At 73.7% G+C, this 22,934-nt stretch carries 20 protein-coding genes; 7 read left to right on the forward strand and 13 right to left on the reverse strand.

The window, feature by feature from the left end:
* Positions 1-55: 55 nt before the first annotated feature.
* The 4 genes from STRTU_RS24515 to STRTU_RS24530 all read left to right on the forward strand — a co-directional run bounded on the left by STRTU_RS24515 (position 56) and on the right by STRTU_RS24530 (position 2,131).
* Positions 56-418, forward strand: coding sequence for a cupin domain-containing protein (locus STRTU_RS24515; RefSeq protein WP_159746203.1), 363 nt, complete (start codon positions 56-58; stop codon positions 416-418).
* A gap of 229 nt (positions 419-647) precedes the next feature.
* Entirely contained in the window at positions 648-1,055 is a 408-nt protein-coding gene (gene trxA / locus STRTU_RS24520; protein WP_159746204.1) for a thioredoxin, read from the forward strand.
* A complete protein-coding gene (locus STRTU_RS24525; RefSeq protein WP_159746205.1) occupies positions 1,052-1,645 on the forward strand; it encodes a histidine phosphatase family protein in 594 nt (197 codons plus the stop codon). The genes trxA and STRTU_RS24525 overlap by 4 nt, the downstream gene beginning before the upstream one ends.
* A 225-nt stretch (positions 1,646-1,870) precedes the next feature.
* A complete protein-coding gene (locus tag STRTU_RS24530) occupies positions 1,871-2,131 on the forward strand; it encodes a hypothetical protein (protein WP_159746206.1) in 261 nt (86 codons plus the stop codon).
* Between the two features lie 79 nt (positions 2,132-2,210).
* Here the strand turns inward: STRTU_RS24530 and STRTU_RS24535 are convergent, their stop codons facing one another.
* The 11 genes from STRTU_RS24535 to pgfA all read right to left on the reverse strand — a co-directional run bounded on the left by STRTU_RS24535 (position 2,211) and on the right by pgfA (position 16,384).
* The gene (locus STRTU_RS24535) at positions 2,211-3,242 is read right to left on the reverse strand and encodes a rod shape-determining protein (RefSeq protein ID WP_159746207.1); all 1,032 of its coding nucleotides are present in this window, start codon (positions 3,240-3,242) and stop codon (positions 2,211-2,213) included.
* 188 nt (positions 3,243-3,430) lie between these two features.
* On the reverse strand, positions 3,431-4,042 hold the full coding sequence (locus STRTU_RS24540) for a hypothetical protein (RefSeq protein ID WP_159746208.1): 612 nt from the start codon (positions 4,040-4,042) through the stop codon (positions 3,431-3,433).
* A complete protein-coding gene (locus tag STRTU_RS24545) occupies positions 4,020-4,877 on the reverse strand; it encodes an FkbM family methyltransferase (protein WP_159746209.1) in 858 nt (285 codons plus the stop codon). The genes STRTU_RS24540 and STRTU_RS24545 overlap by 23 nt, the downstream gene beginning before the upstream one ends.
* A complete protein-coding gene (locus tag STRTU_RS24550; RefSeq protein ID WP_159746210.1) occupies positions 4,874-5,098 on the reverse strand; it encodes a Trm112 family protein in 225 nt (74 codons plus the stop codon). The genes STRTU_RS24545 and STRTU_RS24550 overlap by 4 nt, the downstream gene beginning before the upstream one ends.
* The gene (locus STRTU_RS24555; protein ID WP_246241150.1) at positions 5,085-6,053 is read right to left on the reverse strand and encodes a DMT family transporter; all 969 of its coding nucleotides are present in this window, start codon (positions 6,051-6,053) and stop codon (positions 5,085-5,087) included. Before STRTU_RS24555 ends, STRTU_RS24550 begins: the two co-directional genes overlap by 14 nt.
* On the reverse strand, positions 6,031-6,768 hold the full coding sequence (locus STRTU_RS24560; protein WP_159746211.1) for a class I SAM-dependent methyltransferase: 738 nt from the start codon (positions 6,766-6,768) through the stop codon (positions 6,031-6,033). The genes STRTU_RS24555 and STRTU_RS24560 overlap by 23 nt, the downstream gene beginning before the upstream one ends.
* Entirely contained in the window at positions 6,765-8,249 is a 1,485-nt protein-coding gene (locus STRTU_RS24565; RefSeq protein WP_246241153.1) for a condensation protein, read from the reverse strand. Before STRTU_RS24565 ends, STRTU_RS24560 begins: the two co-directional genes overlap by 4 nt.
* Positions 8,250-8,557: 308 nt before the next feature.
* The gene (locus STRTU_RS24570) at positions 8,558-13,204 is read right to left on the reverse strand and encodes an alpha-(1->3)-arabinofuranosyltransferase domain-containing protein (protein ID WP_159746212.1); all 4,647 of its coding nucleotides are present in this window, start codon (positions 13,202-13,204) and stop codon (positions 8,558-8,560) included.
* Positions 13,201-13,926: a class I SAM-dependent methyltransferase gene (locus STRTU_RS24575; RefSeq protein ID WP_159746213.1), complete on the reverse strand. Its 726-nt coding sequence runs from the start codon at positions 13,924-13,926 to the stop codon at positions 13,201-13,203. The genes STRTU_RS24570 and STRTU_RS24575 overlap by 4 nt, the downstream gene beginning before the upstream one ends.
* 7 nt (positions 13,927-13,933) lie before the next feature.
* A complete protein-coding gene (locus STRTU_RS24580) occupies positions 13,934-15,109 on the reverse strand; it encodes a glycosyltransferase family 4 protein (RefSeq protein ID WP_159746214.1) in 1,176 nt (391 codons plus the stop codon).
* A 276-nt stretch (positions 15,110-15,385) separates the two neighbouring features.
* Entirely contained in the window at positions 15,386-16,384 is a 999-nt protein-coding gene (gene pgfA / locus STRTU_RS24585; RefSeq protein ID WP_159746215.1) for a cell envelope lipid trafficking protein PgfA, read from the reverse strand.
* 255 nt (positions 16,385-16,639) lie between these two features.
* On the opposite strand from pgfA, the gene STRTU_RS24590 reads away from it, so the two are divergent.
* Together STRTU_RS24590 and STRTU_RS24595 are read left to right on the forward strand one after the other, a co-directional pair.
* A complete protein-coding gene (locus STRTU_RS24590) occupies positions 16,640-16,786 on the forward strand; it encodes a hypothetical protein (RefSeq protein WP_167539199.1) in 147 nt (48 codons plus the stop codon).
* A 118-nt stretch (positions 16,787-16,904) separates the two neighbouring features.
* Positions 16,905-18,137 carry a PucR family transcriptional regulator gene (locus STRTU_RS24595; RefSeq protein ID WP_159746216.1) on the forward strand — a complete coding sequence of 411 codons (1,233 nt, stop codon included), beginning with the start codon at positions 16,905-16,907 and terminating at the stop codon, positions 18,135-18,137.
* A 56-nt stretch (positions 18,138-18,193) separates the two neighbouring features.
* Here the strand turns inward: STRTU_RS24595 and STRTU_RS24600 are convergent, their stop codons facing one another.
* The gene (locus STRTU_RS24600; protein WP_159746217.1) at positions 18,194-19,189 is read right to left on the reverse strand and encodes a GntR family transcriptional regulator; all 996 of its coding nucleotides are present in this window, start codon (positions 19,187-19,189) and stop codon (positions 18,194-18,196) included.
* 170 nt (positions 19,190-19,359) lie between these two features.
* Between STRTU_RS24600 and STRTU_RS24605 the strand changes: the two genes are divergently transcribed.
* Positions 19,360-20,982, forward strand: coding sequence for an MFS transporter (locus STRTU_RS24605; RefSeq protein WP_246241156.1), 1,623 nt, complete (start codon positions 19,360-19,362; stop codon positions 20,980-20,982).
* A 105-nt stretch (positions 20,983-21,087) separates the two neighbouring features.
* Here the strand turns inward: STRTU_RS24605 and STRTU_RS24610 are convergent, their stop codons facing one another.
* Positions 21,088-22,878 (reverse strand): ABC transporter ATP-binding protein, encoded by a 1,791-nt coding sequence (locus STRTU_RS24610; protein WP_246241159.1) that lies wholly within the window; start codon positions 22,876-22,878, stop codon positions 21,088-21,090.
* Positions 22,879-22,934 lie beyond the last annotated feature (56 nt).

Below are 22,934 nucleotides of genomic sequence, written 5' to 3' on the forward strand. Positions count from 1 at the left end.
GGAAGGACCGGGGGGTGTGCACGGATGAGCAGGGGGGCGGATGGAGGAACCCCTCATGATGGAAGTCAAGACGGTAGACAAGCCGGATGAACGGCGCGACTTTCCCCGGGGTCACCTCGAAGCCCTGCACCTCACCGGGCTGGACTTCGCCGTGGCCACCTTCGAGCCCGGCTGGCGCTGGTCGGAGTCGCTGCGGCCCATCGCCGGGACCGACAGCTGCGAGGTCCACCACAACTGCTTCGTGGTCCAGGGCCGGATGCGGATCAGGATGAATGACGGCGCGGAGTCCGAGGTGGGGCCCGGCGATGTCTTCGTCCTGCCGGCCGGTCATGACGCCTGGGTCGTCGGGGACGAACAGTGCATCCTGTACGACTTCGCAGGTGAGATGGCCAAGGACTACGGCAAGGCGAAGAGCTGACGAGCCCGCGAGTGCGCACAGCGAGCACCGCCGGGGCGCGGTCGCCGGGGGCCGCGTCGGCCGGCCGGGTGGCGTGGGGTTTGCCACGTGAATCCGGATGTCTAGGAAGGCGATCGGTGGGCAGGGGTGCGGGACGGTCCGGCGTGCGGAATACGTCACGGGTTGATCCCGTTAACGCCGCCGGAGACCGACTGACAATCGTCGACAGACCGGAAGCAGGGAAGCACGCATGAGCACCATCGAGCTCACCAAGGAAAACTTCGACGAGATCGTCTCCGGCAACGATTTCGTTCTGATCGACTTCTGGGCCGAGTGGTGCGGGCCCTGCAAGCAGTTCGGCCCGGTCTTCGAGAAGTCCTCCGAGACGCACGAGGACCTGGTCTTCGCCAAGGTCGACACCGAGGCGCAGCCCGAGCTGGCGCAGGCGCTGCAGATCCAGTCCATCCCGACCGTCATGATCGTCCGGGAGAACATCGCGGTCTTCGCGCAGCCCGGCGCGCTGCCCGCGGAGGCCCTGGAGGACGTCATCGGCCAGGCCCGTGCGCTGGACATGGACGAGGTCCGGGCGTCGGTCGCCGAGGCCCAGCAGAGCGAGCAGGCCGAGGCTGAGCAGGGACAGCAGGCGCAGGGCTCGTGAGCGACCTCCTTCTGGTCCGGCACGGCGAGACCGAGTGGAGCAGGGACGGCCGGCACACCAGCTGGACCGATCTGCCGCTGACCGCCACCGGTGAGGAGCAGGCCCGCGCACTGCGGCCGCTGCTGTCGGACCGGAAGATCGGGCCGGTGTACGCCAGCCCGATGCAGCGGGCGCTGCGCACCGCCGAGCTGGCGGGCCTCGCCCGCCCGCAGATCGACGCCGACCTGCGGGAGTGGGACTACGGCGGGTATGAGGGCATCGCCACCGCCGAGATTCACCGCAGCCGGCCCGGCTGGTATCTGTTCTCCGACGGTGTGGCCGAGGGGCCCGCGGAGCATCCGGGCGAAACGCCCGAGCAGGTCGGGGCGCGTGCCGACCGGGTGCTGGCGCGGCTCGCGGCACAGCTCGCCGCCGATGAGGGCGATGTGGCGCTGGTGGCGCATGCGCACTTCCTGCGGGTGCTGGCCGCCCGCCGGCTCGGGCTGCCGCCCGCCGCCGGGGGGCTCTTCACCTTCGAGACCGGGGCGGTCGGCGTGCTGGGGACGGAGCATGGTCGGCCCGCGGTGGTCGCTTGGAACGCGCGGAGTTGACGCGCGGAGTGTGTGGGGGCGGGCCCCGTAGGGGCGAATCCCGTAAGGCGAATCCCGTAAGGGCGAACCCGGACCGCTGAGCCGGGGGCGGGTGGCGGTGCCGGAGGCGGTAGGCCCGGTGAGGTCCGTGCTGACGTGGGGGTCTTCTTGATCAGACCTGCCTGCGCTGCCGGGCAGTCGGCCTTCTAGACTGCGCGCGCACGCAAAGTTTGATCGGAGCATGACATGCGTCGTCTTATCCTCGCCCCTGCCCTCGTGGCGGTCGCCGCCCTCGCACTCGCCGGGTGCGCGCAGGACTTCGGCCACGGCCCTGCGGGCCGGGTCACCGACAAGACCAAGGACGGGAAGAAGTTCTACCTGGTCGTCGATCCCGCGAAGAAGGGCAAGGAGGGCAAGGACGGCAAGGGGACGAAGTTCAGGGTCAGCAAGTACGACTACCACGACTGCTACCGGGGCTCGCAGTACCCCAAGTGCGTCGAGGATTAGCCCACCGGCCTCGGTCGACGGACCGAAGGGACATCCCCTACCGGCCCCCATGGACCCCCTACGGGCCTTCTTGGACCCCCTACGGGTCCATCGGATCGAGGTGCAGGGGCTGAACCTTGCCCTCGATCATGGCGCCGAGCCCCATGACGGCGCAGGTGTCGGGGTGGTCGGCGGTGTGCACCGGCATGTTCGTGGCCTGGTGGATCATGGGCTCCAGGCCGGGAATCAGGGCGCTGCCGCCCGCGAGCACGATGCCGCGCTCCCCGAGGTCGGCCACCAGATCCGGCGGGCAGCGGCGCAGCACGGCGCCGATGCCGTCGAGGATCGAGGTCAGCGGGGTGGTGATGGCGTCCCGTACCCGCTCGGTGTCGACATGCACGGAGCGCGCCATTCCGCTGATCACGTCACGGCCGTGCACCTCGGTGGAGCCGGGGGTGACCCCGTCGCCACCGGAGAGGATCATCTGGAGCGGGCGTACGGCCTGCCCCGCCAGCATCAGCTCATGGTGCAGCCGCAGATGCTGGACGACCGCGTGGTCGATGGCGTTGCCGCCCACCGGCACGGTCTCCGCGGACACGATCGAACCGAGGGAGAGCACCGCGACCTGCGTGGTTCCGGCACCACACACCACGATCATGGTGGCCTCGGGCTGCTCCACCGGAAGCCCGGACCCCACCGCGGCGGCGACCAGGGTGTCGACCAGCTCCACCCGCCGCGCACCGAGCCCGGTGAGTGTCTCCACGGCCGCCCGCTGTGCCAGCGGCTCACTGCCGTACGGGAGACAGACCGCGGCCCGCATCGCCGGCCGGCGCCGCCAGGACTTGCGCAGCCTGTCGCCGACCAGGGTCCGCAGCAGCCGCTGGGCCATGTCGATATCGACGATGGTGCCGTTGGAGACCGGGCGCACCACCCGGATGTAGTCCGGGGTGCGGCCGTCCATCACCTCGGCCTGGGCGCCGACCGCCAGCAGCGCCCCGCTGCGGGTGTTGATGGCGGCGACGGTCGGTTCGTCGACGACCAGCCCCTGGTGCTTCACATACACCCTGGTCCGGGCCGCGCCGATGTCGATGGCGGCCGAACAGCGCCGCAATTGGGCGAGGCTGATGGTCATGGGTGATTCCTCCCCGATGGGCCGGTATGGGCGGAGCGGTCGCGCGGCCGGTTCGCAAGGACCGCTCGTGCGCCATCCTCCGGTCGTGCGGAGGGCGCCGCCCGCTGGAAAGGTCCGCTCGGGGGACGGGGGCGGGGCGGTTGCGGCGAAGGGGTGATACGGCGCGGAGCGGGCGGGGCGGCGGGCCCTCAGCCGGTCAGTCGCTGGTACAGCCCCCAGGTGAACTCGGGGACGATCTCCTGCGGGGTGCCGTCGGGGCCGGGCGCGGTGCAGACCAGCTGCCAGCGGGTGGGTGCGCTGCCCTCCTTGGGGCGGGCCGGGGCGAAGGCGTGCGCGACCTCGTCAACGGTGCAGGACCAGGGCCGCAGATCGGCGGTGCTGCGCAGGTCAGGGGCGGTGGCGCCGGGTGCCCGGACGAGCCAGGCGTTCCAGACGGCGCCCCGGGCACCGGTGAGGACCTCGAACCGCAGCTCGGGCCAGAGCGGAACCGGCCAGGTCAGGGCCTCACAGCGGAGATCACCGATACGGCGGGCGGTGACGGTTTCGGGGGCGCCGAGCAGCGCACGATACGGCTGGATCCCGCCGGGCGCTCGCGGGGCATGCATCCGCGCCTGCCAGCGGCGGTTGGCCTCGCGCATCTCGGCACGGGAGACGCCCAGGGTGCGCAGCGCGTCCTCGACCAGGCCGGGGTGGTGGTCGGCCATCCGGCGCAGCAGGACGACCTGGAAGGCGACCGGTCCGGGCAGCCCGTAGGGGGTGCCGGGGCCGCCGGGCGGATCATTGTCCGTGGTGTGGTCCATGAGGGACATGGTGGTGGACGGGGCGGTCCGCGGGGCGTGCGGGGCGCTGCCCGTAGGGGGCGGGGCGCTTCCCGTAAGGTCCGGGGCGCTCCCCGTAGGGGAGGAAGAGTACGGAGTTGACGTAGCGACGGTGCGGGGCGAGGGAGCGGCGCAGCAGCCCGTGCTCGGCGACATGACAGGTGCGGGACTGATGGGCGGGCAGATCGAAACCGTCCAGCGGCAGCCAGCGGTCGCGCGGCAGGACCCAGCCGCGGTAGCCACGGGCGGCCGTCCAGTCCAGTACGGACCCGAGCGGCTGGATGCGGGTCTCCAACTCCACGAACAGTGCCGGGAATTGGCGTTCGACGGTGCGGGCGGCGCCGCGCAGCACCGCCAGCTCCGCACCCTCCGCGTCGATCTTGATGAGGGTGACGGACGCCAGCCCCAGCGCGTCCAGCGGGAGACAGGGCACCTCCAGGGCGGCGGCGTGCAGCTCACGGCGTACGAGCGAGGAGACCCCGCGGTCGCCGCGGCCGCCCGGGGGCAGCCAGAGGGTGGCGCGGCCCGTGTGGTCGGTGGCCGCGGCGGACACCACCTCGACATGCGGGGGAGTGACCGAGGCGAGTAGACGGGCAAGGTGGGGCACCGGTTCGAGGGTGACTACCCGGTCGGCGCGGCGGGCCAGCCGCCGGGTCCACGGGCCGTACCACCCGCCGATGTCGACGGCCGTGCCGCCGGGCGGGCAGAAGTCGGGGAGCCGCCGCAGCTCCGGTTCGAAGCGCGGATAGAGCCCCGCCGCCAGCGCCGACACCAGCCGGCCCGGCAGCCGGGGCGCCAGCCGCGCGGCGAGTGTCACGAGCCCGGTTCCCGGTCCGTGAGCCGGCGCAGCGCGCGCAGATGCTCGGCGTCGGTGAGCTGTTCGCCGGAGGAGGGCAGGAGTTGGGGGATGCCGTCGAGGATCGGATAGCGGCGGCGCAGCCGGGGGTTGTAGAGGGCGTCACCGGGGGCGAGCAGCGACAGCGGGCCCTTGTCGAGGGGGCAGACCAGGATCGTCAGCAGCGGGTCATCGGCCTTCATGGAGCGGCTCCGGGGTTCGGGTGGGGGACGCGGGGGACGTGGGGGCGGGCGGATCATGGCGGGGCAGTGCGAGCAGCACCACCACGGCGACGGCGGTGCCGCCCAGCCGCAGCGCCCGCCGCAGTGGATCGGCGGGCAGTGGCTCACCGAACGCCACGGTGCCGCAGACGACGGTGAACACGCAGGTCACGGTGGTGCAGACGGGGACGATCAGGGAGGCCCGGCAGCGCTGCAGGGCGGTCTGGGACAGCACCAGACCGGCGGCCCCGGTGACCAGCAGGAGGTACGGGTAGGGCGAGCGGAGCAGCCGGCCGGCGGCGGCCGGGAGGTCGTCGGGCGTCAGCAGCCCGGCGACGCCCTTGATGGCCAGCGAACTGACCCCGTAGAGGAGGCCGACCGCCACCCCGTAGGGGACACCCGCCGTCGGCCGCCGGTGGCGGCGCCGGGCACGCCGTTCCGCCGAGCCGTACAGCAGCAGCCCGGCGGCCAGCGACGGCACCGCGATCAGCAGCAGCGTGGCGGGCGGTGCGGTGCGGGCCACGGCCCGTGCGTCCTCGCCCTGGAGGGAGGCGATGACCATCGCCAGCGCGACCAGGATCGCCACCATGCCCTGCCGCTCCCGGCCGCTGGTCCGCTCGCCCAGCACCACCGAGGACAGCAGCAGCAAGAGGACCAGGCCCGAGACGAACAGGCCCTGGGCGGCGGCGAGCGGCAGGGTCCGGTAGACGGCGAGCTGGGCGGCGAAACCGGCCGCCAGGGCGAGCGACCCGGCCAGCCACAGCGGGCTGGACAGCAGCCGTACGACGACCCTTACGGGCTGCCGGGTGCTCAGCGCGGGCAGCCCGGCCAGTGCGCGTTTCTCCAGCACGAAGCCGGTGCTGTACAGGACGTTGGCGAGCAGCGCGGACGCCACGCCCCACCACGGCACCGCGCTACTCCCCTGCCCGGCGGGCATGCGCGAGCAGGATCGAAGCCAGCGACGGGACGCGGCAGGCGGCGCGGTCCAGGGGGCGCAGCGGCCGCGGCACATCGTGATACGGCGCACCGGCGATCCGTACGACCTCGAAGCCGGACGCCCTGAGGAAACCGCGCAGGGCACGGGCCGTGTAGAGCCGCAAATGGCCGACTACCTGGGTGCCGGGCCGGCCGTGGATCCGGCGCATGCTCACCTCCGAGAAGACGGGCTGGACCCCGGCGAGCAGCAGCCCGCGGTTGTACCAGGCGGCGAGGTTGGGGGTGGAGAGCATCAGATGGCCGCCCGGGCGCAGCACCCGGCGCAGCTCGTCCAGGGCGGCGTCGGGGTCGACGAGATGCTCGATGACCTCGCTGAAGAGGACGGCGTCGGCGGAGCCCGCCGCGAACGGCAGCCCGCCGCCGGTGAGTTCGCCGCGCACCGCACAGGGGATCCGGGTCCGGGCGCGCCGCAGGGCGTCCTGTGACCAGTCGACGCCGATCAGCCGGTGACCGGCGAGCAGCTCCGCCGCGATGGCCGCCGCCGAGCCGTCGCCGCAGCCGATGTCCAGGATGGTGGCGGCCGGTGCCCCGCCGCGTACGGGCCCGAGGGCAGCCGCCAGGAGCCGGGCCTGCCGTCGGCTGCGGGCGGCGCCGGACGCGACCGGCACGGCGGGGTTCTCGTAGAAGTCCCGCAGCGCGGCCGGGGGCCGGGTCATCGGGCCGCTCCGTCGGCCGGGGTCGGGGTCCAGGCGGTGGCGGCCAGGGAGGAGCGGAACAGATCGCCGAGCCGGGCGCCGGCCGCGTCGTCCAGGAGGGCCGGGGACCAGCGCAGCGCCACCTGGATCCGGTCCGCCACGGAGGCCGTGGTGACGGTGAGACCGCGCGGCATCCTGGCCGGTGCGGAGAACCACACCGCGGTCGGCCGCCCGGCGTCCCCGAAGTCCAGCGGGTACGGGATCCGGCCGATGTTGGACAGCAGGGTGGTGGAGGTCCAGGGCGCGGCGGCGGTGCGCAGCGCGCGGGTGACCGCGCCGCGCAGCATGACCGGGAGGACGGGGGCGGTCAACAGCGTTGTGGGAACCCCTAGTTGACGTCCCGGAGGTGCGGCCTTGAGAGCGCGGGTACGGGCGGCGGTGCGCCGCAGCAGCCGGGCCACCGCGTCCGGTTCGGGCGGATCGGCGGTGAGCGGCCCGGCATCCCGCCGCTCCTCGGGGCCGAACCCGACCGTCAGCAGCCGGGTGCCGTTGCCGATGGGCATGTCGGCGCCGCGCGGCCGGTCGTCGACGGGCATGGTGATGGTGATGGGGGAGGTGGACGGGGAGGGGGCGCCGTGGGGGCCGGTCGGGGCGTTCAGGCGGTTCCAGCGGGCGATCATCAGCCAGGTGGCGACCAGGAGTTGGTCGTTGACGGTGTAGGGCGCTGCTTGGCCGGGAGCGCGTGGTGGGCGGGGTGGGATGGGCAGGTTGGTCAGGAGCATGCCGTTGCCGGGCGGGGTGCCGTGGCCGGGCGGGGCGTCGTGTGCGGGCCGGGCGTTGTGGCCGGGGCGGGCGTCGTGTTTGGACCGGTCGTCGTGTTCGGGCCGGGTGCTGCGGCCGGGTCGGCCGCCGTGGCCGGACCGGTCTCCGTGTGGAGTGCGGCTGGGGGCGGCGGCTATACGGGCCGGTCGGGAGAAGCGCTGTCCCGCCGCCGGCCGGTCGTCGGCCTGCGGGCGTTCCGTACCGGGGCCGGCGGCGCGTACGGGGGACGGGCCAGGGGCGCTGTCGGCACCGCCGTACAGCGCGGCGGCGGTGGCCAGCACCCGCAGACAGGCCGGCCCGTCCAGAGCGGTGTGATGGACGGTGAGGAGCAGTACGGTGCCGCCGCCCGCCTCCTCGATCACCTCCAGCCGTACGGGCGGCGAGGCGTCCAGCGGCGGGCAGGCGTCGAGCGCGCGTCGCCGGGCGCGGGCCAGCGCCTCGGGGCCGGGCGGCGGGAAGTCGACCGGGTCCACGTCCGGGGCGGCGGTGAGCTGCCAGGTGTAGTGGCGGTGCCACCAGCGGACCGGCGCCTGGCGCATCAGGATGCGCGGATGGCGGGCGAGCGCCCGGTGGAACGCGGTGCGGAGCCTGGCCGGGTCGACCCGGCCGGGGAGGTGCACTTCGATGTGCACGGTCTCCGGCTGGCTGTCGTCCAGACAGTGGCGGGAGATCTCGTCCACGGTGGGGAAGGGGACGCGGGCGAGGGTGATGGCGGGGGGTTGGGTTTCGGTGGGGGGTTGGGTTCTGTTGGAGGGCTGGCGTCCGTCGTGGGGTTGGCTTCTGCCGTGGGGCTGGCTCACGTTGGGGCGCTGGCTCCTGCCGTGGGGCTGGTTTCCGCTGGGGGTCTGGCTCCCCCCACCCCCGAACCCACCCCCCGCCCCCTCCCCCGAAGGGGGAGAGGGGGAGGGGGCGGGGGAGAGCTCGGACGGGGCGTCGGGTGGTTCGCCCCGCTTGTCGGGTGGTTCTGGCCGGGCTGGCTGGAGTGCGGTCATCGGGTGGTGCCCTCCCCGCTGTTGTCGGTCGGCGTGACGGGCCCGCTGCCGGTCGGCCGTACGGGCCCGCTCGACCGGGACCGGTGCCGCTCTGCCCAGTTCGGGCCGGGGCCCGGTGCCGGTCCCCGGGCCACGATGGGACGTCCGACAGCGGCCGGACCGCCATCACGGCTCTGCGCCCTGCGCGGAAGCGGCGGTGGCGCGGACGGGGCGTGCGCGCCAGGCGGGTCAACCGGTGCGGACGACCCGGACGACCCGGACGGCCCGGACGGTCCAGGCGTTCCAGGCCGCCCGGACAGCCCGGACAGCCCGGACAGCCCGGTTGACCCTCTCCCCGCCCCGTACGCATCCGCCCCCGGCTCCGCCCCATCCGCACCCATCCCCGGCTCCGCCCCATCCGCACCCATCCCCGGCCCCTCCCCGGACGCCGGCTGCCGCGCTGCCCGGCCGCCCGGCACGGTGACCACCGCCGCCGTCAGCGCGAGCAGCGCCAGGGCCTGTGCGGTGCCGCTGAAGGCGCCCTCGCCCGCGGCATGGGGCTCGCCCGCTCCGAGGGCCGCGACGACTCCGGCGCCCACCATCGCCACCAGGGCCAGCGGGACGAGGAGTTGTGGCCGGAAGTGCGCCACCAGCGCCAGGGCCGGCACGATCAGGGCGTAGGGGCCGGAGGCCAGGGCCAGCACCGCGGTCAGTGCCAGGACGCCCAGGACCCAGGACGGGGCGGGTGGGGGCAGCGCTGCGGGCGGCGGGGTGCGGGGGGAGCGGCGGACGAGGGCGGAGACGAGCAGGAGCGCGACGCCGAGGGCACCGCCGACCAGTCCCAGGTCGTAGGCGATGGCAGGGGCGTAGGAGAGCTCGACGGTCCCGCCTGCTCCGGCCGGGATGAGGAAGGACTGTTGCCAGCCGTCGATCCGGAGCGGGGTCAGCCGACGGCCGTTGAGGGTGGCCTGCCAGCCGTCGTTGGCGTTCTCGTGCATCTGGAGGTAGACGGCCCGGCCGGCGCCGACCGCGACGCTGCGGCGGTCCCCCGACCAGTCCTCGGCGGAGACCTTCCGCACCGGCGCGGCGGTCTCCTGCGCCGGTCCGGCGGACTCCTGGGCCGGTCCGGCGGCCTCCTGGGCCGGTCCGCCACCCGCGGCACCCGGCCCCGCCCCGTCCCCCCGCCGCAACGTAACCCCCACCAACCCCAACGGCCCCTGTCCCCCGGCCTCCACCCGATGGCGCCCCGACGGCAGTTCCAGCCGCCCGTCGCGGGCCGGTCCGGCGCACAGCCGTACTTGCACCGGGCGGCGTTCCGTGAGGTCGCGGACATACCCGGCGGCCTTGGTGGCGTGCAGGACGCCGTCGACGGCGAGCATCGGGCCCTGGCCGCAGCCGAGGGAGAAGCGGGCGTCGGCGGCGGGGCGTGGGGTGCGGTAGGAGTCGAGTGCGGGGAGGTGGATCTCGCTGAGGCCGACCGGGAGTTGGAGTGGCCGGCCGGCTACCGGGTTGTGCAGGGTCAGGGGTTTGACCTTGCTGATGGTGATGTCGAGGCGGTCGGTGGTGATCGGGTCGAAGCGGGCCTGGCCGTTCTCGTCGACGCCCGCGGTGGCCGCCCCGTCCGGCGAGTTGACCAGGATCTGTTCCGGACGGGTGGCGAGACCGCCGGCCCCGGCCAGCACGATCTGGTCGATCTTCTTCCGGCCGGGCCAGCGCAGATGCACGGTGGGCCGGTCCCCGGCGATCCAGGCGGTGGTCAGATCGCCGTCGACGAGGTTGCGGGGGCTGAGCGAGGGGCCGAAGCCGAAGGCGGTGGAGTCGGCGGTGGCGGTGATCCGGTTGCGGTGGCCCGGTGCGAGGCGGTCCAGGAGCTGGTCGAGTTCGGGGCCGGGAACGGCCAGGGCCTGCCCGGAGATCCCGTAGGGGGCGGCGGCGCCGGTGTGGAACTGGCGGTGCAGCCCGGATTCCGCGGAGACCGGGGAGAGGCCGCCGGGGTCGCTGCCGCGGTGCAGCGAGATGATCTCGGCGGGGGCGTCGGAACGCCCGGCGTCGGTGGGGAGTTGCAGCAGCCGGGTGACCTGGACGCCGGGGACGGAGATCTCCCGGAATCCGGAGCCGGAGAGTCCGGCCCGTGGTGTCTGGGAGCCGAGGATCGTCACCTTCAGCCAACTCGTCCGGCCGGGCGGGGCCTTGACCCGCTGCGGTGTCCCGTCGGGGCGCAGGGTGTCCTCCGTACTGCCCCGGTCGGTCTGTACCCGTACGGAGGTCGGGGCGGCGCGCAGCCCGTCCCCGGGCAGGGGAGTCAGGGACAGGGCGGAGGGGAGGGTGACGGGCCGGTTGAAGGCGATCCGGACCCACTGGCCCACGGGGTCGCCGGTGCTGCCCTCCGCCCAGGCGGTGTCGGGGTCGCCGTCGAAGGCGTTGACCGGGTCGTACTGCGGCAGGTGGAAGAGCCAGTTGCCGCTGGTGGACGCGGTGACCGAGGAGGCGCCGCGGAGGACGGCGGTGGTCTGGTGGCCGGGGCCGGTGGTCGGCAGGATCTGCCGGGGCGGGCGGCCGGGGTCCTGGACGCTGTCGGGAGGGTTCCGCTCACCGGCGGTGTAGGTGTACGAGGTGTTGCTGTTGACCAGCCCGAAGCGGGTGTCGGCGCGGCGCAGTCCGTCGGCGGTCAGCTGGAGCGGCGGGGTGCCGAGGCCGGGGTGGCGGTCGCCGGTCAGCACGGTGGCGCGGTGCCGCAGCGACGGGTCGGCGGACAGCTGGAGGAGGGCTTCGGGGCCGCCGCTGAGCTGTGCGGTGTCGGCGACGGCCCGGGTGGTGACCGGGCCGGGCTCGGTGGTGTCCCGCGGTCGGTAGATCTCGACGGCGCGCTGGCGCGGATAGAGGCCCTGGACCTGGAGGGGTGCCCCGGAGGGGATCCGGCCGCCGGTGGTGAGCGGCCCGAAGGCGGCCACCTTGCGGTAGCCGGACGCCTGGAGGGTGCGTTTGACGGTCTGCGGCGGGACGTAGCCGATCTGGTCCGGGTCGAGGTCGTTGCGTACGACGATGTGGTGCAGGCCGGCCCGGCCCAGGTAGTCGCGCAGTCCGGGGACTTCGGAGCCGGTCAGCAGCGCCTGTTCGACGGCGTCCAGGGTGCGGCGGGCGCCCGGGGTGCCGAACGGGACGAAGTCGCGCTGTGTCCAGGGGGAGGTGGCGAGGACGTCGAGCGGCTCGTCGATGGGTGAGCCCCAGGTGTAGATGCCGTGCGCGGTCGCGGGGACGACCAGCGCCCGGCTGTGCGGGGAGTGCTGGTGCAGCCAGGCCGCGGCCCGTTCCCAGGAGGCGGGAAGTTTGGTGAAGGCGCCGGACTGGAGGACGGTGCCGGTGAGGAAGGGCAGCGCGAGGGCGGGCAGCACGAGGAGCGCCGTGACCAGCGGGAGGCGGCGGCGGGCGGGGATCCGGCGGGTGCCGCGGCGTTCGGTGGCGACCGCGAGCAGATGTGCCAGGCCCAGGGTGAGGGCCAGGGCCAGGCCCGGGGTGAATTTGTAGATGTTGCGGAACGGGCGCAGCCAGCCGTTGAGCCAGTCCTGCCACAGGCCGTGCAGCGGCCCGCCCAGCGTGCCGCCGTACCCGGCCAGCGCGATCAGCGCCACGGCCAGCCCGGTCAGCAGCAGCCAGCGGCGCTCGGGCAGATCCCGGCGGGCCAGCCCGGCCAGGCCGAGCGCCGCGGCCAGCGCCGAGCCGAGCACCGCGACGGGGTGGGCCGTCAGGGTCCAGCCGGCCGGCAGCCAGGGCTCGCCGAAGCGGAGGTAGCCGACCCAGTTGCCGGCGCCGCGCAGCAGTTCGGTGGCGGACATGGTGCCGGTGGTGGTGTCGGCCTGCTCGATGAACGGCATGAAGTTCTCGCCGTGCAGGCCGAGCAGCAGCAGCGGCACCACCCACCAGGCGGTGGCCAGCACGACACCGGGCAGCCACCAGGCGAGCAGCCTCGCCCGGCGTGGCCCCGTACGGGACAGCAGATACAGGCCGACGGGCAGCAGCGAAGCCAGCGTCGAGGCCGCGTTGACCCCGCCCATGAAGGGGATCAGCAGCGCCGAGCGGGTGGCCGCGATACGTGCGCTGACCCGCGCGTTGGTCAGCGGCAGCAGCACCCACGGCAGCAGCGCGCCGGGCAGCGCGGCGGCGGAGGTGGAGCCGATGACGAGGGTGAACGTCGGCCACAGGGCGTAACAGGCGGCGGCCAGGAGCCGGGCCGGCCCGGTGCCGACGCGGAGCCGTTCGGCGAGCCGCAGCGCACCCCAGAACGCCGCCGTGACGATCAGCGACATCCACAGCCGCTCGGCCAGCCACACCGGCACGTGGGCGAGATCGGCCAGGCCGTAGTAGGGGAGCGTGGGGAAGGCATAGCCGATGTACTGGTCGGCGATGCCGCCGAGGCCCGCCCGGTCGTGCCACAGCTGCCCGAGGTCCGCGAGGAACTTCCACGGGTCGGTGGTCACGCCCAGCTTGGTCTCGAACGTCATCTTCCCCGGCGCGGGCGCGAGGAACCCGGCCAGGGCGAGCGCCCAGAACGCGAACAGCCAGCGTCTGCACCGGGGTTGGCCGGGCGGCGGGGCGGGGGCGGGCGTCGGGCGTCCTCCGGCGTCGGGCGATCCGGGGGACGGGAACGGCCTCAAGGTCTGGGTCATGGCAACCGCCGGAGGATGAGGAGGAGGTTCCAGGTGGCGAACTCCCGGACGCCCGGGAGGCGGGGGATGGCCTCGGCGAGGAACGGCGCATAGCGGGAGCGGGCGGTGACGAGGGCGATGTCGTCGCGGGCCCGTACCTGGCGCAGGGTGGGGCCGATGTGCACGGCGAACAGGTTGACGCCCAGGGTGTGTTTGGCCGGGTGGCCGGTGCGCCGCCGGTAGTGGGCGCGGGCCCGCGCGGCGCCCACGTAGTGCCAGGGAGCGGTCTCATGGCCGCCCCAGGGGGAGAACCAGTTGGTGAAGGCGACGTAGATCAGTCCACCGGGGCGGGTGACCCGGATCATCTCGCTCAGGAAGGTCTGCGGGTCGGCGACATGCTCCAGGACGTTGGAGGAGAAGCAGAGGTCGACGGCGCCGTCGGCTAGCGGCAGCAGATAGCCGTCGGCGAGCACCGCGCCCTCCGGGGGCGGGCCGTGCGCGGTCAGCTCCGCCGGATCGGGCTCGAAGAGCCAGCACCGGGCGCCGCGGCGGCGGAACTCCGCGGTGAAGTAGCCGCTGCCGCCGCCGACATCGGCGACCACTGCGCCCCGCAGCGGCACATACCGTTCGACCTGGTCGGCGGCGTCCCGGGCGAGCAGCCGGTAGCAGTGTCCGGGGTCGGTCCGCTCCCGGAGAAAGGCCCGGAACAGGGCGGCTGACCTGCGCAGCGAAGGGTCGCGCACCGGTCCGTCACCGCCTGGGGAGCGGGTCGAGGACCGCTTCCGCGGCGACCGCCCGGAAGCTCTGCACCGTATGGCTCCACCGGAAGCGAGCGGCGCGCGCTGCGGCGGCGCGGCCCAGCGCGTCGCGGCGCCGGGCGCTGAGGGCCAGGGCGCACCAGTGCGCGGCGAACGCGCTCTCGCCGCGGGCCAGCAGCCCCGTGACGCCGTCCTCGACGGAGTCCCGCAGGCCCGGGATGTCGAAGCCGACGGCGGGGGTGCGGCGGGCGGCGGCCTCCATCACCACCAGTCCCCAGCCCTCGACGAGCGAGGGATGCAGTAACAGCCAGGCGGAGCACAGCAGTTGGTGCTTGCGTTCCTCGGAGACATGACCGGTGAAGGTGACGCCGGGCCCGGCCATGGCGGAAAGCCGGGCGCGCTCCGGACCGTCGCCGACGATCACCAGCCGGCCGCCGGTCACCGGCCGGACCCGCTCCCACAGCCGCAGCAGCAGATCGATCCGCTTGTACTCGACCAGCCGCCCCATGGCCAGGAACAGCGGCTCCGGCGCCTTGGGGGCCAGTGGGCCGGGCTCCGCCACGCCGTTGTACACCAGCCGGATCCGGTCCGGGGCGACCCCGAGGCCGCGCAGCGCGGACGCGGTCGAGCCGGAGACCGCCACCATCAGATCCCGGCGGTGCGCACCGGCCAGCGCCCAGTGCTCCAGGCGGCGGCCGAGCCGGGCGGCGGGCCCCGGGCAGCGCAGCCGCCACAGGTCCGTATGGACATGGTTGACCAGGCACAGGGTGGGACCGCGGTGCCACAGCGGCGCCAGATAGGGCATGCCGTTGCAGACCTCGACCAGGAGGTCGCAGTCGCCGACCCGGCGCGCCAACTGGCGGGGTACGCGCAGGTAATGACCGGCGTCGCCGCCCGCGGACACCACCCGGTAGCCGCGGGTGGGGGCGCCTCCCGGATCGGGCCGCGCCGGGAGCCCGGGGGACGGCGGCCCGCCGCACAGCAGGGTGACCTGGTGGCCGTGGGCGGCGAGTCCCTCGGCGATCCGGTCCACCAGCAGCTCGGAGCCGCCGGCGGCGGGGTTGCCCAGATCGCGGCGGGCGAGGAAGACGATCCGGCGGGGGAGCGGCGGCGGGGACGGGGACGGGCGCAGGTGCTGGCGTACGTGCTGAGGCAGGTGCTGGGGCATGTGCGTCCAACTCGTCTCAGGGTGCGGTACCGGCGGTGGGGGACGTACTGCGTACTGAGTCGTGCGGGCCGTGCTGCATCATGCGGTGCCGTGGGCGCCCGTACGGCGGGGCCGCCCCGGATGCCGCGTCGCTGGGCTGCGCTGAAACGGACGTGCGCCGACCGGGGCCGGACTGCTGCGTGTGGGGTGGACAGTGTTCGCCCGCCGCGCGCGCCGCGGCTACTCACGGGAGTGACAAAAACCGCCCCGAGAGCAGCTGACGGTTCATCACTTCGCTCAGGACCGGCCGCCCGTCCGCCGCCCGCGCACCACCCACACCACCCCGGCAGGGACGAGCACCCCGCCCGCCGCCGCGGCCGTGACCGGCAGTGTCCGGCCCACCAGCACCAGCTTCTCGCTGTCCGCCTTCGCCAGCCGCACCTGCGCCCGCTGCGTCCCGGGCGTGAACTCCAGCCGCTCGCCGCGCAGCAGCGTGACCGCCGTACGGCGGGATCCGGGCGCCCGCAGCGTCTTGACCGGCGAGAGCACCGCATTCATGATCCGGCCGGTGCGCGGCTCGACGACCAGCTCGATACCGGAGTTGGCGTACCACTCCTCGGCCTGGATCTGGCCCTGCCGCGGCCGTCCGACGAGCCGGCCGGGGACCTGACGGCTACCGGTCCTGGTGGCCGGGACGGTCCCGGTGAAGCGGTAGCCCGGGTAGCCCTGGACCTCCCGCGTACCGGCGAAGCGGAGCGGGACGGCGGCGCCCAGGGTGTTGTCCCACCAGCGGTAGCCCGTCTTCCGCACATCGAAGGGGAACTTGAGGTAGGCATCGCCGTCGAACCGCGTCGGGGCCTCCTCGCAGCAGTGCACCGGCGCGTTGCTGCGCCGGTCGGTGACCCAGCGCTCGGTGGTCCACTGGAACGCCCTGCGCGGATCCTTGAGGGCCAGCGTCTGCGGGGTGTCGACCGTAGTGGAGACGTCCCACACGGCCCGCCCGCTCTTCTCGCTCGCCGCGACATCGCCCAGCACGTGCCGGGTGATGGTGATCCGCCGGTGGTCCCTGGTTTTCAGCGCGGCGGTGTCGAAGTAGCTGCCGCTGCCGGTGAAGACGGTGGTGACATCCACGTCGACCGGCGTGACCTTGGCCCGTGGCGTGACGTACCAGGCCAGCAGGGGTGCCAGGACCAGCAGGAAGACGCCGAGACCGAGGACGGCCAGCGACAGGGGCGGGGCGGTGCGGGCGGCGGTGGCCGTAGTGGGGGAGGCGGCGGGCTTGCCGGATACGGGCATACGGGCACTCCTGGAAGCGGTGGGGGAATCACGCTCTGGTGCACGTGCGGCGCCTCGGGGCGCCATGGGCCGGGAACGTAAGGGAACTCTTGACAGGTCGTCAATGCCCTTCCACACTCGGCAGGCACCACGCTCCAGTGGTGCCGCGCCGTGGGACGCGGCACCGGGCCGGCCCGAGGGCCGCGCCGTGTGCCGCCGCCAACCTCGACGGAGACCGCCGACGGGCTCCGGCATCGACGAAGGGCTCGCCGCGCCATGCACCGTACGCTCGCCGCCGCACTGACCGCGCTGACCGCCGCCGCCCTCGCCGTCGGCGTCGCGCTCGGCATCGTCGCCGCCCTGGACGCCACCCCTGAGCAGCCGAATGTGCCGTTGGTGACCTTCGACCGGAGCGGCGGCTAACGGGCGGGGACGGGAGCCGGGGCGTGCCGATACGGGCCGTGCGGAGGCGGGGCGCGCCAATACGGGGCGTTGCGATACGGGGCGTGCCGATACGGGACGTGCTGAGGAGGTCCGCGTCATGGTGACGGCCGTCCGCTCGGCCTGGCGGGAGGTCCCGCCCTACCAGGTACGGCAGTTCGCCGCCCTGGCACTGGAGGAGGTGCCCACCCTCGCCCAGGACATCCTCCGGGAGATCCGCCGCGCCTACCCTCAGCTCCCGTTGGTGCCCGATGAATTCGGGGAGCCCCGGGCGCTGGTGGGCATCCGCCAGTCGCTGGAGCACTTCGTCGCACATCTGACGGCCGGCCCGGACCGCCCGCATGTGCACCCGCGGGTCTTCCAGGAGTTCGGCCGCGGCGAGGGCCTCCAGGGCCGCAGCCTGGATGTCCTGCAGGCCGTATACCGGCTGGGCGTCCGGCTGGCCTGGCGGCGGCTCGCCGAGATCGGCCAGCAGGTCGCGATCCCGGCCCCCGCGATGTACGAGCTCGCCGAGTCCGGCTACGAGTACCTGGACGGGCTGGTCGCCGAATCCGTACGCGGCTACGCCGAGGCCGCCGCCCGCCAGGCCGGTGAGCGGCTGCGGCTGCAACGGCGCCTGATGGAGCAGCTGTTCACCGGACCCGGCAGACGGGGGCGCGGCGCGGGAGCGGCGGACGGGGTGCCGCCGGCCCTGGCCGAGCGCGCCGCCGGGCTCGGCTGGGCGCTGCCCGAGCGGGTCGCGGTCGCGGTGCTGCTGCGCCCGGCCCGGGAGGCGGTCGCGCCCGCCGTCGCCCCGGACGTCCTGCTGGACATGGAGAGCGAACGGCCGCGGATGGTGGTGCCCGAGCCGGACGCCCCCGGGCGGCGGGAGCTGCTGGCCCGCGCGGCGGCCGGCTGGTCCGGTGCGATCGGCCCCGCCGTACCGCTGCTGGACGCCGCCAAGTCGCTGCGCTGGGCCGGGGCCGCGGTCGACCTGACGGAGCGCGGACTGCTGCCCGCGGGCGAACTGCTGCAGTGCACCGAGCACACCGAGGCGCTGGTCCTGCTGCCCCCGGCGGAGCTGATCGAGGACCTCACCCGCCGCCGCCTCGCCCCCCTGGACGGCTGCGGTCCCGCCCATGGCCGACGGCTCGCGGAGACCCTGCTCGCCTGGCTGGAGACCCGCGGCGGCGCCCCCGAGGTCGCCGCCCGTCTTGGCGTCCATCCGCAGACCGTGCGCTACCGGCTGCGCCAGATACGGGAGTTATGGGGCACCGAGATCGACGACCCGGACCGACGCTTCGAACTGGAACTGGTGTTACGGGCCCGGCGGCTGCGCGGCGAGCTCAGCTGACCACGGTGGCGGGCTCCGGCGAGCTCAACTGATCCCGATGGCAGGTTCCGGCGAGGTCAGCCGACCCCGCCGGAGCCGGCCGCCCGGCCCTCCACCAGCGTCGCCATCCCGTCCAGCAGCCTGGCCAGCCCGAACTCGAACAGCGAGGTCAGATTCACCACGTCGTCGTCGTGCCCCGCGACACCCCCGTACATGGGGTAGGAGCCCGAGGAGACGATGCCCTCGAAGACCGGCTCCATGGACGCCATCCACTGGCTCTGGTCCATCCCGCTCTCCTGCTCGGCCTCCAGATCGTCCTCGAAGCCGGCGGCGGTGGCGCGCACATGGTTCAGCAGCGTGATGGCCATATGGATCAGCGTCACCGGGTCCACGCCCGTCACCCGCGCCATGGTCCACTCGATGAGCGCCATCGCCCGCGGCATCGGCTGCGGCCTGGTGATCGACAGATAGTGCGCCAGCCACGGATGCCGCTGGTAGAGCTCCCATTGCAGCCGTGCGCCCGCCTCCATCCGCGCGCGCCAGCCGTCCGGCGCCGGGTCCGGGAGTACGACATCGCGGAACGCGGCGTCCGCCATCAGCACCACCAGTTCGTCCTTATTGGCCACATGGCGGTAGAGCGCCATCGAGGACACCCCGAACTCGGCGGCGACCCGGCGCATCGACAGCGCCCGCAGCCCCTCGGCGTCGGCGATCTTGAGTCCGGCCCGTACGACGCTCTCGCGGCTCAGCCCGCGGTCTGTCTCGCCCGGCCGTCGCGTACGCGGGAGTTCGGGGCGCGCGGCCCGCTGCGACGGCGACTGCGGCCGCCGCTCGGGCTCCGGCTCCGGCTTCGGCTCGTCGACCACCGTGCCCACGCCCGGCACGGCCCGGACCAGGCCCTCCTGGCGCAGGGTGGTGAGCACCTTGGTGGCGGTCGCCATCGCCACCCCCCACTCCTGGGTGATCCGCCGGGTCGAGGGCACCCGGTCGCCCGGCGCCAGCTCGCCGGTGTCGATACGGCGCCGGATCTCGTCGACGATCCGGCGGTAGGGCGGCGGGGCCGGCTGCTCCACGGGAGGGCCTCCGTACTAGTGCACCAGGGGAATTTCGCTGACGTTGAGGGTATCAGCGCCGGTCCCATCAGGGCCTCGCGCCGGGCAGGTGCACTAGTGTGATGCACCTCCAACTCCCTTACTGGTCGCGGAGTTTGCGCCGTAAGCACACCCTGCTTACCGTGTCACCCATGTCGTTTACCACGTACACATCCCCACCGTCGGCCGGCCGACGGGAGTGGACCGCCCTGGCCGTCCTTCTGCTGCCCTGCCTGCTCGTCTCGATGGACGTCTCGGTGCTCTACTTCGCGGTGCCGTTCCTGACCGCGGAACTGGAGCCCAGCAGCGTCCAGCAACTCTGGATCCTGGACGTCTACGGCTTCGTCCTGGCCGGACTGCTGATCACCATGGGCGCGCTGGGCGACCGCATCGGCCGCCGCAGGCTGCTGCTGTCCGGCGCCCTCCTCTTCGGCCTCGCCTCCGGGGTCGCCGCCTACGCGCAGAGCGCCGAGATGCTCATCGCCGCACGCGCGTTGCTCGGCATCGGCGGGGCCACCCTGATGCCGTCCACGCTCGCGCTGATCCGCAACCTCTTCCATGACGCCAAGCAGCGCGGCAAGGCCGTCGCGATCTGGTCGTCGGCGATGATGGGCGGTATCGCGGTCGGCCCGGTGCTCAGCGGGGCGCTGCTGGAGCACTTCTGGTGGGGCTCGGTGTTCCTGATCAACACCCCGGCGATGGTGCTCCTGCTGGTCTGCGGGCCGCTGCTGCTGCCGGAGTTCAAGAACCCGGCGGCCGGGCGCTTCGATCTGCCCGGCTCGCTGCTGTCCCTGCTCGCGATGCTGCCGACGGTCTACGGAATCAAGGAGATCGCCCGCGACGGACTGGCGCTGCGGCCCGTCCTCGTCCTGGTGGCCGGTCTGCTGGCCGCCGCGGCCTTCGTGTACCGCCAGCGCACCGCCCGCCATCCGATGCTCGACCTGGAACTGTTCCGCCGGCGCGGGTTCAGCGTCTCGGTGCTGATGAACCTGCTGGCGATGTTCGCGGTCGTCGGCTGTGCGGTCTTCTTCACCCAGTACCTGCAGTCCGTACGGGGGATGAGCCCCATGGAGGCCGCGCTGTGGAATCTGCTGCCGACGCTCGCGGTGGGCGGGATGGCACCGGCGGCCGCCGCGCTCGCCCAACGGATGGACCGGGCCCATGTCATCGCCCTGGGCTTTGTCATCGCGGCCGGCGGCTTCCTCTGGCTCTCCTGGCTGGAGCCGGGCTCTGCCCTGTGGTTCGTCCTGGTCGCCTCGTCGGTCTACGCGTCGGGCCTGGTGATGGTGATGTCCCTCGGCAATGAACTGGCCATCGGCCTCGCCCCGCCCGAGCGCGCCGGCTCCGCCTCGGCCCTCCTGGAATCCGGCACCGAACTGGGCGGCGCGCTGGGCATGGCCATCCTGGGCAGCATCGGAAGCGCGGTCTACCACGCGGACATGGGCGGCGCACTACCCGCCGGCCTCCCGTCGGCCGCCTCCGACACGGCCCGGGAAACCCTGGCCGGCGCCGCAGCGGTGGCCGCCCAACTCCCGGACCGGGCAGGCGAGGCACTCCTGACCGCGGCCCGGTCCGCCTTCACCGACGGCCTCCAGACGGCCGTACTGGGCGCCGCGGCCGTCATGGCCTGCGCCGCGGTGCTGGCCCTGACCCTGCTGCGAGGGCTCCGGCTGCCGGGAGTTGAGGGGGAGCCGGACGTCAGGGGGGTGGCCGGTACGCCGCAGGGCAGTGCCGCGCCGGCCGGGGTGGAGGCGGTCGGCCCGTCTGCGCCCTAGAGGGGGCGCGGATTCGCACCCTGGCGGGGCATGACGGGTGTGACGGGCGCGACGAGTGTGACGGTGCGACGGGTGTGACAGGCGTGACGGGGGTCACGGGTGTCATCAGGGGGCCGCACGCCGGGCCGGGGCGGGGACGGCCTCCGGGTCCGGCGCGGTGTCCGGGCCGATGCGCGGGCCGATGCGCAGGGACTTCACCAGCTCCCCGTACAGGGCGTCGGTCGCCAGCAGTTCCGCGTGGCTGCCCTGGACGCGGATGCGGCCCGCCTCCATCACCACGATGCTGTCCGCGTCGATCACGGTCGACAGCCGGTGGGCGATCGTGACCACCGCACCCGTGGCCGCGCGGGCCCGTATGCAGTCATGGACGGCGGCCTCGGTCAGCCCGTCGAGCTGGGCCGTCGCCTCGTCGAGGAGCAGGACATCAGGGGTGCGCAACAGGGCTCGCGCCAGGGCGATGCGCTGGCGTTCGCCCCCTGAGACGGCCGTGTCGGACAGCGGTGTGTCCAGGCCGTCATCGAGGCCATCGATCTTCTCGGCCAGCCGGACATCGCACAGGACCCGGCGCACTTCCTCCTCCGTCGCGTCAGGGCGGGAGAGCAGCAGGTTGTCACGGATGCTCCCGGGCACGATCGGGGTGTCCTGCTCCACATACGCCAGTCGCGCCCGGGTCTCCTCATGGGTGTGCTCGCGGTACGGACGGCCGTCCAGGAGCAGTTCGCCCCGCGTCGGCTCCAGAAACCGCAGGAAGAGGGAGAACAGGGTGGTCTTGCCGGCTCCCGACAAGCCGACGATCGCGGTGTGCCCACGCCGGGGGACGACCAGGTCGATATCCCGTACGGCGGGTTCGGCGTCGGGCCCGTACGCCGCGGTGACCTGCCGCAGCGCCAGTACGGGCACGTCGTGACGGGTACCCCGGTAACCCCCGTTTGGCGCTGGGCCGTTGGCGGGCACCGGCCTCGCGGTGCTCTCGGTCGGCAGGTCGGCCGTCTCACGGATGCGTTCCGCGGCGGCGATACCGGCCTGTAGCGCACTGACATTCGCGCTCAACTCGGTGATCGGCTCCATGAGCCCGAACGCGTACAGCAGGAAGGCGATCAGACTGGAGATCTCCATCTGCCCCTCGCCGACCCGCCAGGCGCCCACACCCAGGATCGCGATGGTCGCCAGCTCGATACCGGACAACGAGGCCGTCCAGGCCAACGCCTCACGGCGGACCGCGCGGATGCCGTACGCGGCGGAGGAGCGCGCCTCGGCCAGAATCCGCTCGGCCGTACGCTCCTCGGCGCGGCTGACCTTCACCGTCTTGATGGCGCGAAGAGTGCCCTCCAGTACGCCACCGAGCCGGCCCAGGTGCTCCTGGGCCCGCCGCTGCGCCGCGGCGATCCCGGGCATCAGCACCGCGAACAGCACGCCGGTCAACACCACGGCCGCCATCGTCGTCCCGAGCAGCACCCCATCGAGCACGCCCATCATGACGAGGGTGCCCAGCAGCATGACCGTCCCGTTGATCAGGCCGACCAGCGCACCGGTGGCCGCCTCGCGCAGCAGGACCGTGTCGGAGGTGACGCGGGTGACGAGCTCACCGGTCGGGCGCCGGCTGACGGCCGGCACGGTGGCCCGCAGAAAACGCCGCACCATCGACTCACGGGCCTCCAGCACCACACGTTCCCCCACGGTGCCGAGCAGCGTCCACTGCCGGAACCGGACGGCCCCGCCGACCACGAGCAGCACCAGCAGCGCCACCACGGGCCCCTTCAGTGACGCCGAGGCGCCCAGCGCATCGAGCACCCACTTGGTGACCATGGGCGTAGCCAGCCCCAGCGCCGATGCCACCAGTCCCAGAAGCAGCGCCCCGACCAGCGCACCCTTGTGCGGCAGCGCGAACGACCACAAGGTCCGCAGCCGCGGCGCGGCCCCATCCCGGGATAAGAAGTGACGATCAGTCATGC

Origin of the sequence: Streptomyces tubercidicus (assembly GCF_027497495.1) — a bacterium.
Lineage (GTDB): Bacteria > Actinomycetota > Actinomycetes > Streptomycetales > Streptomycetaceae > Streptomyces > Streptomyces tubercidicus.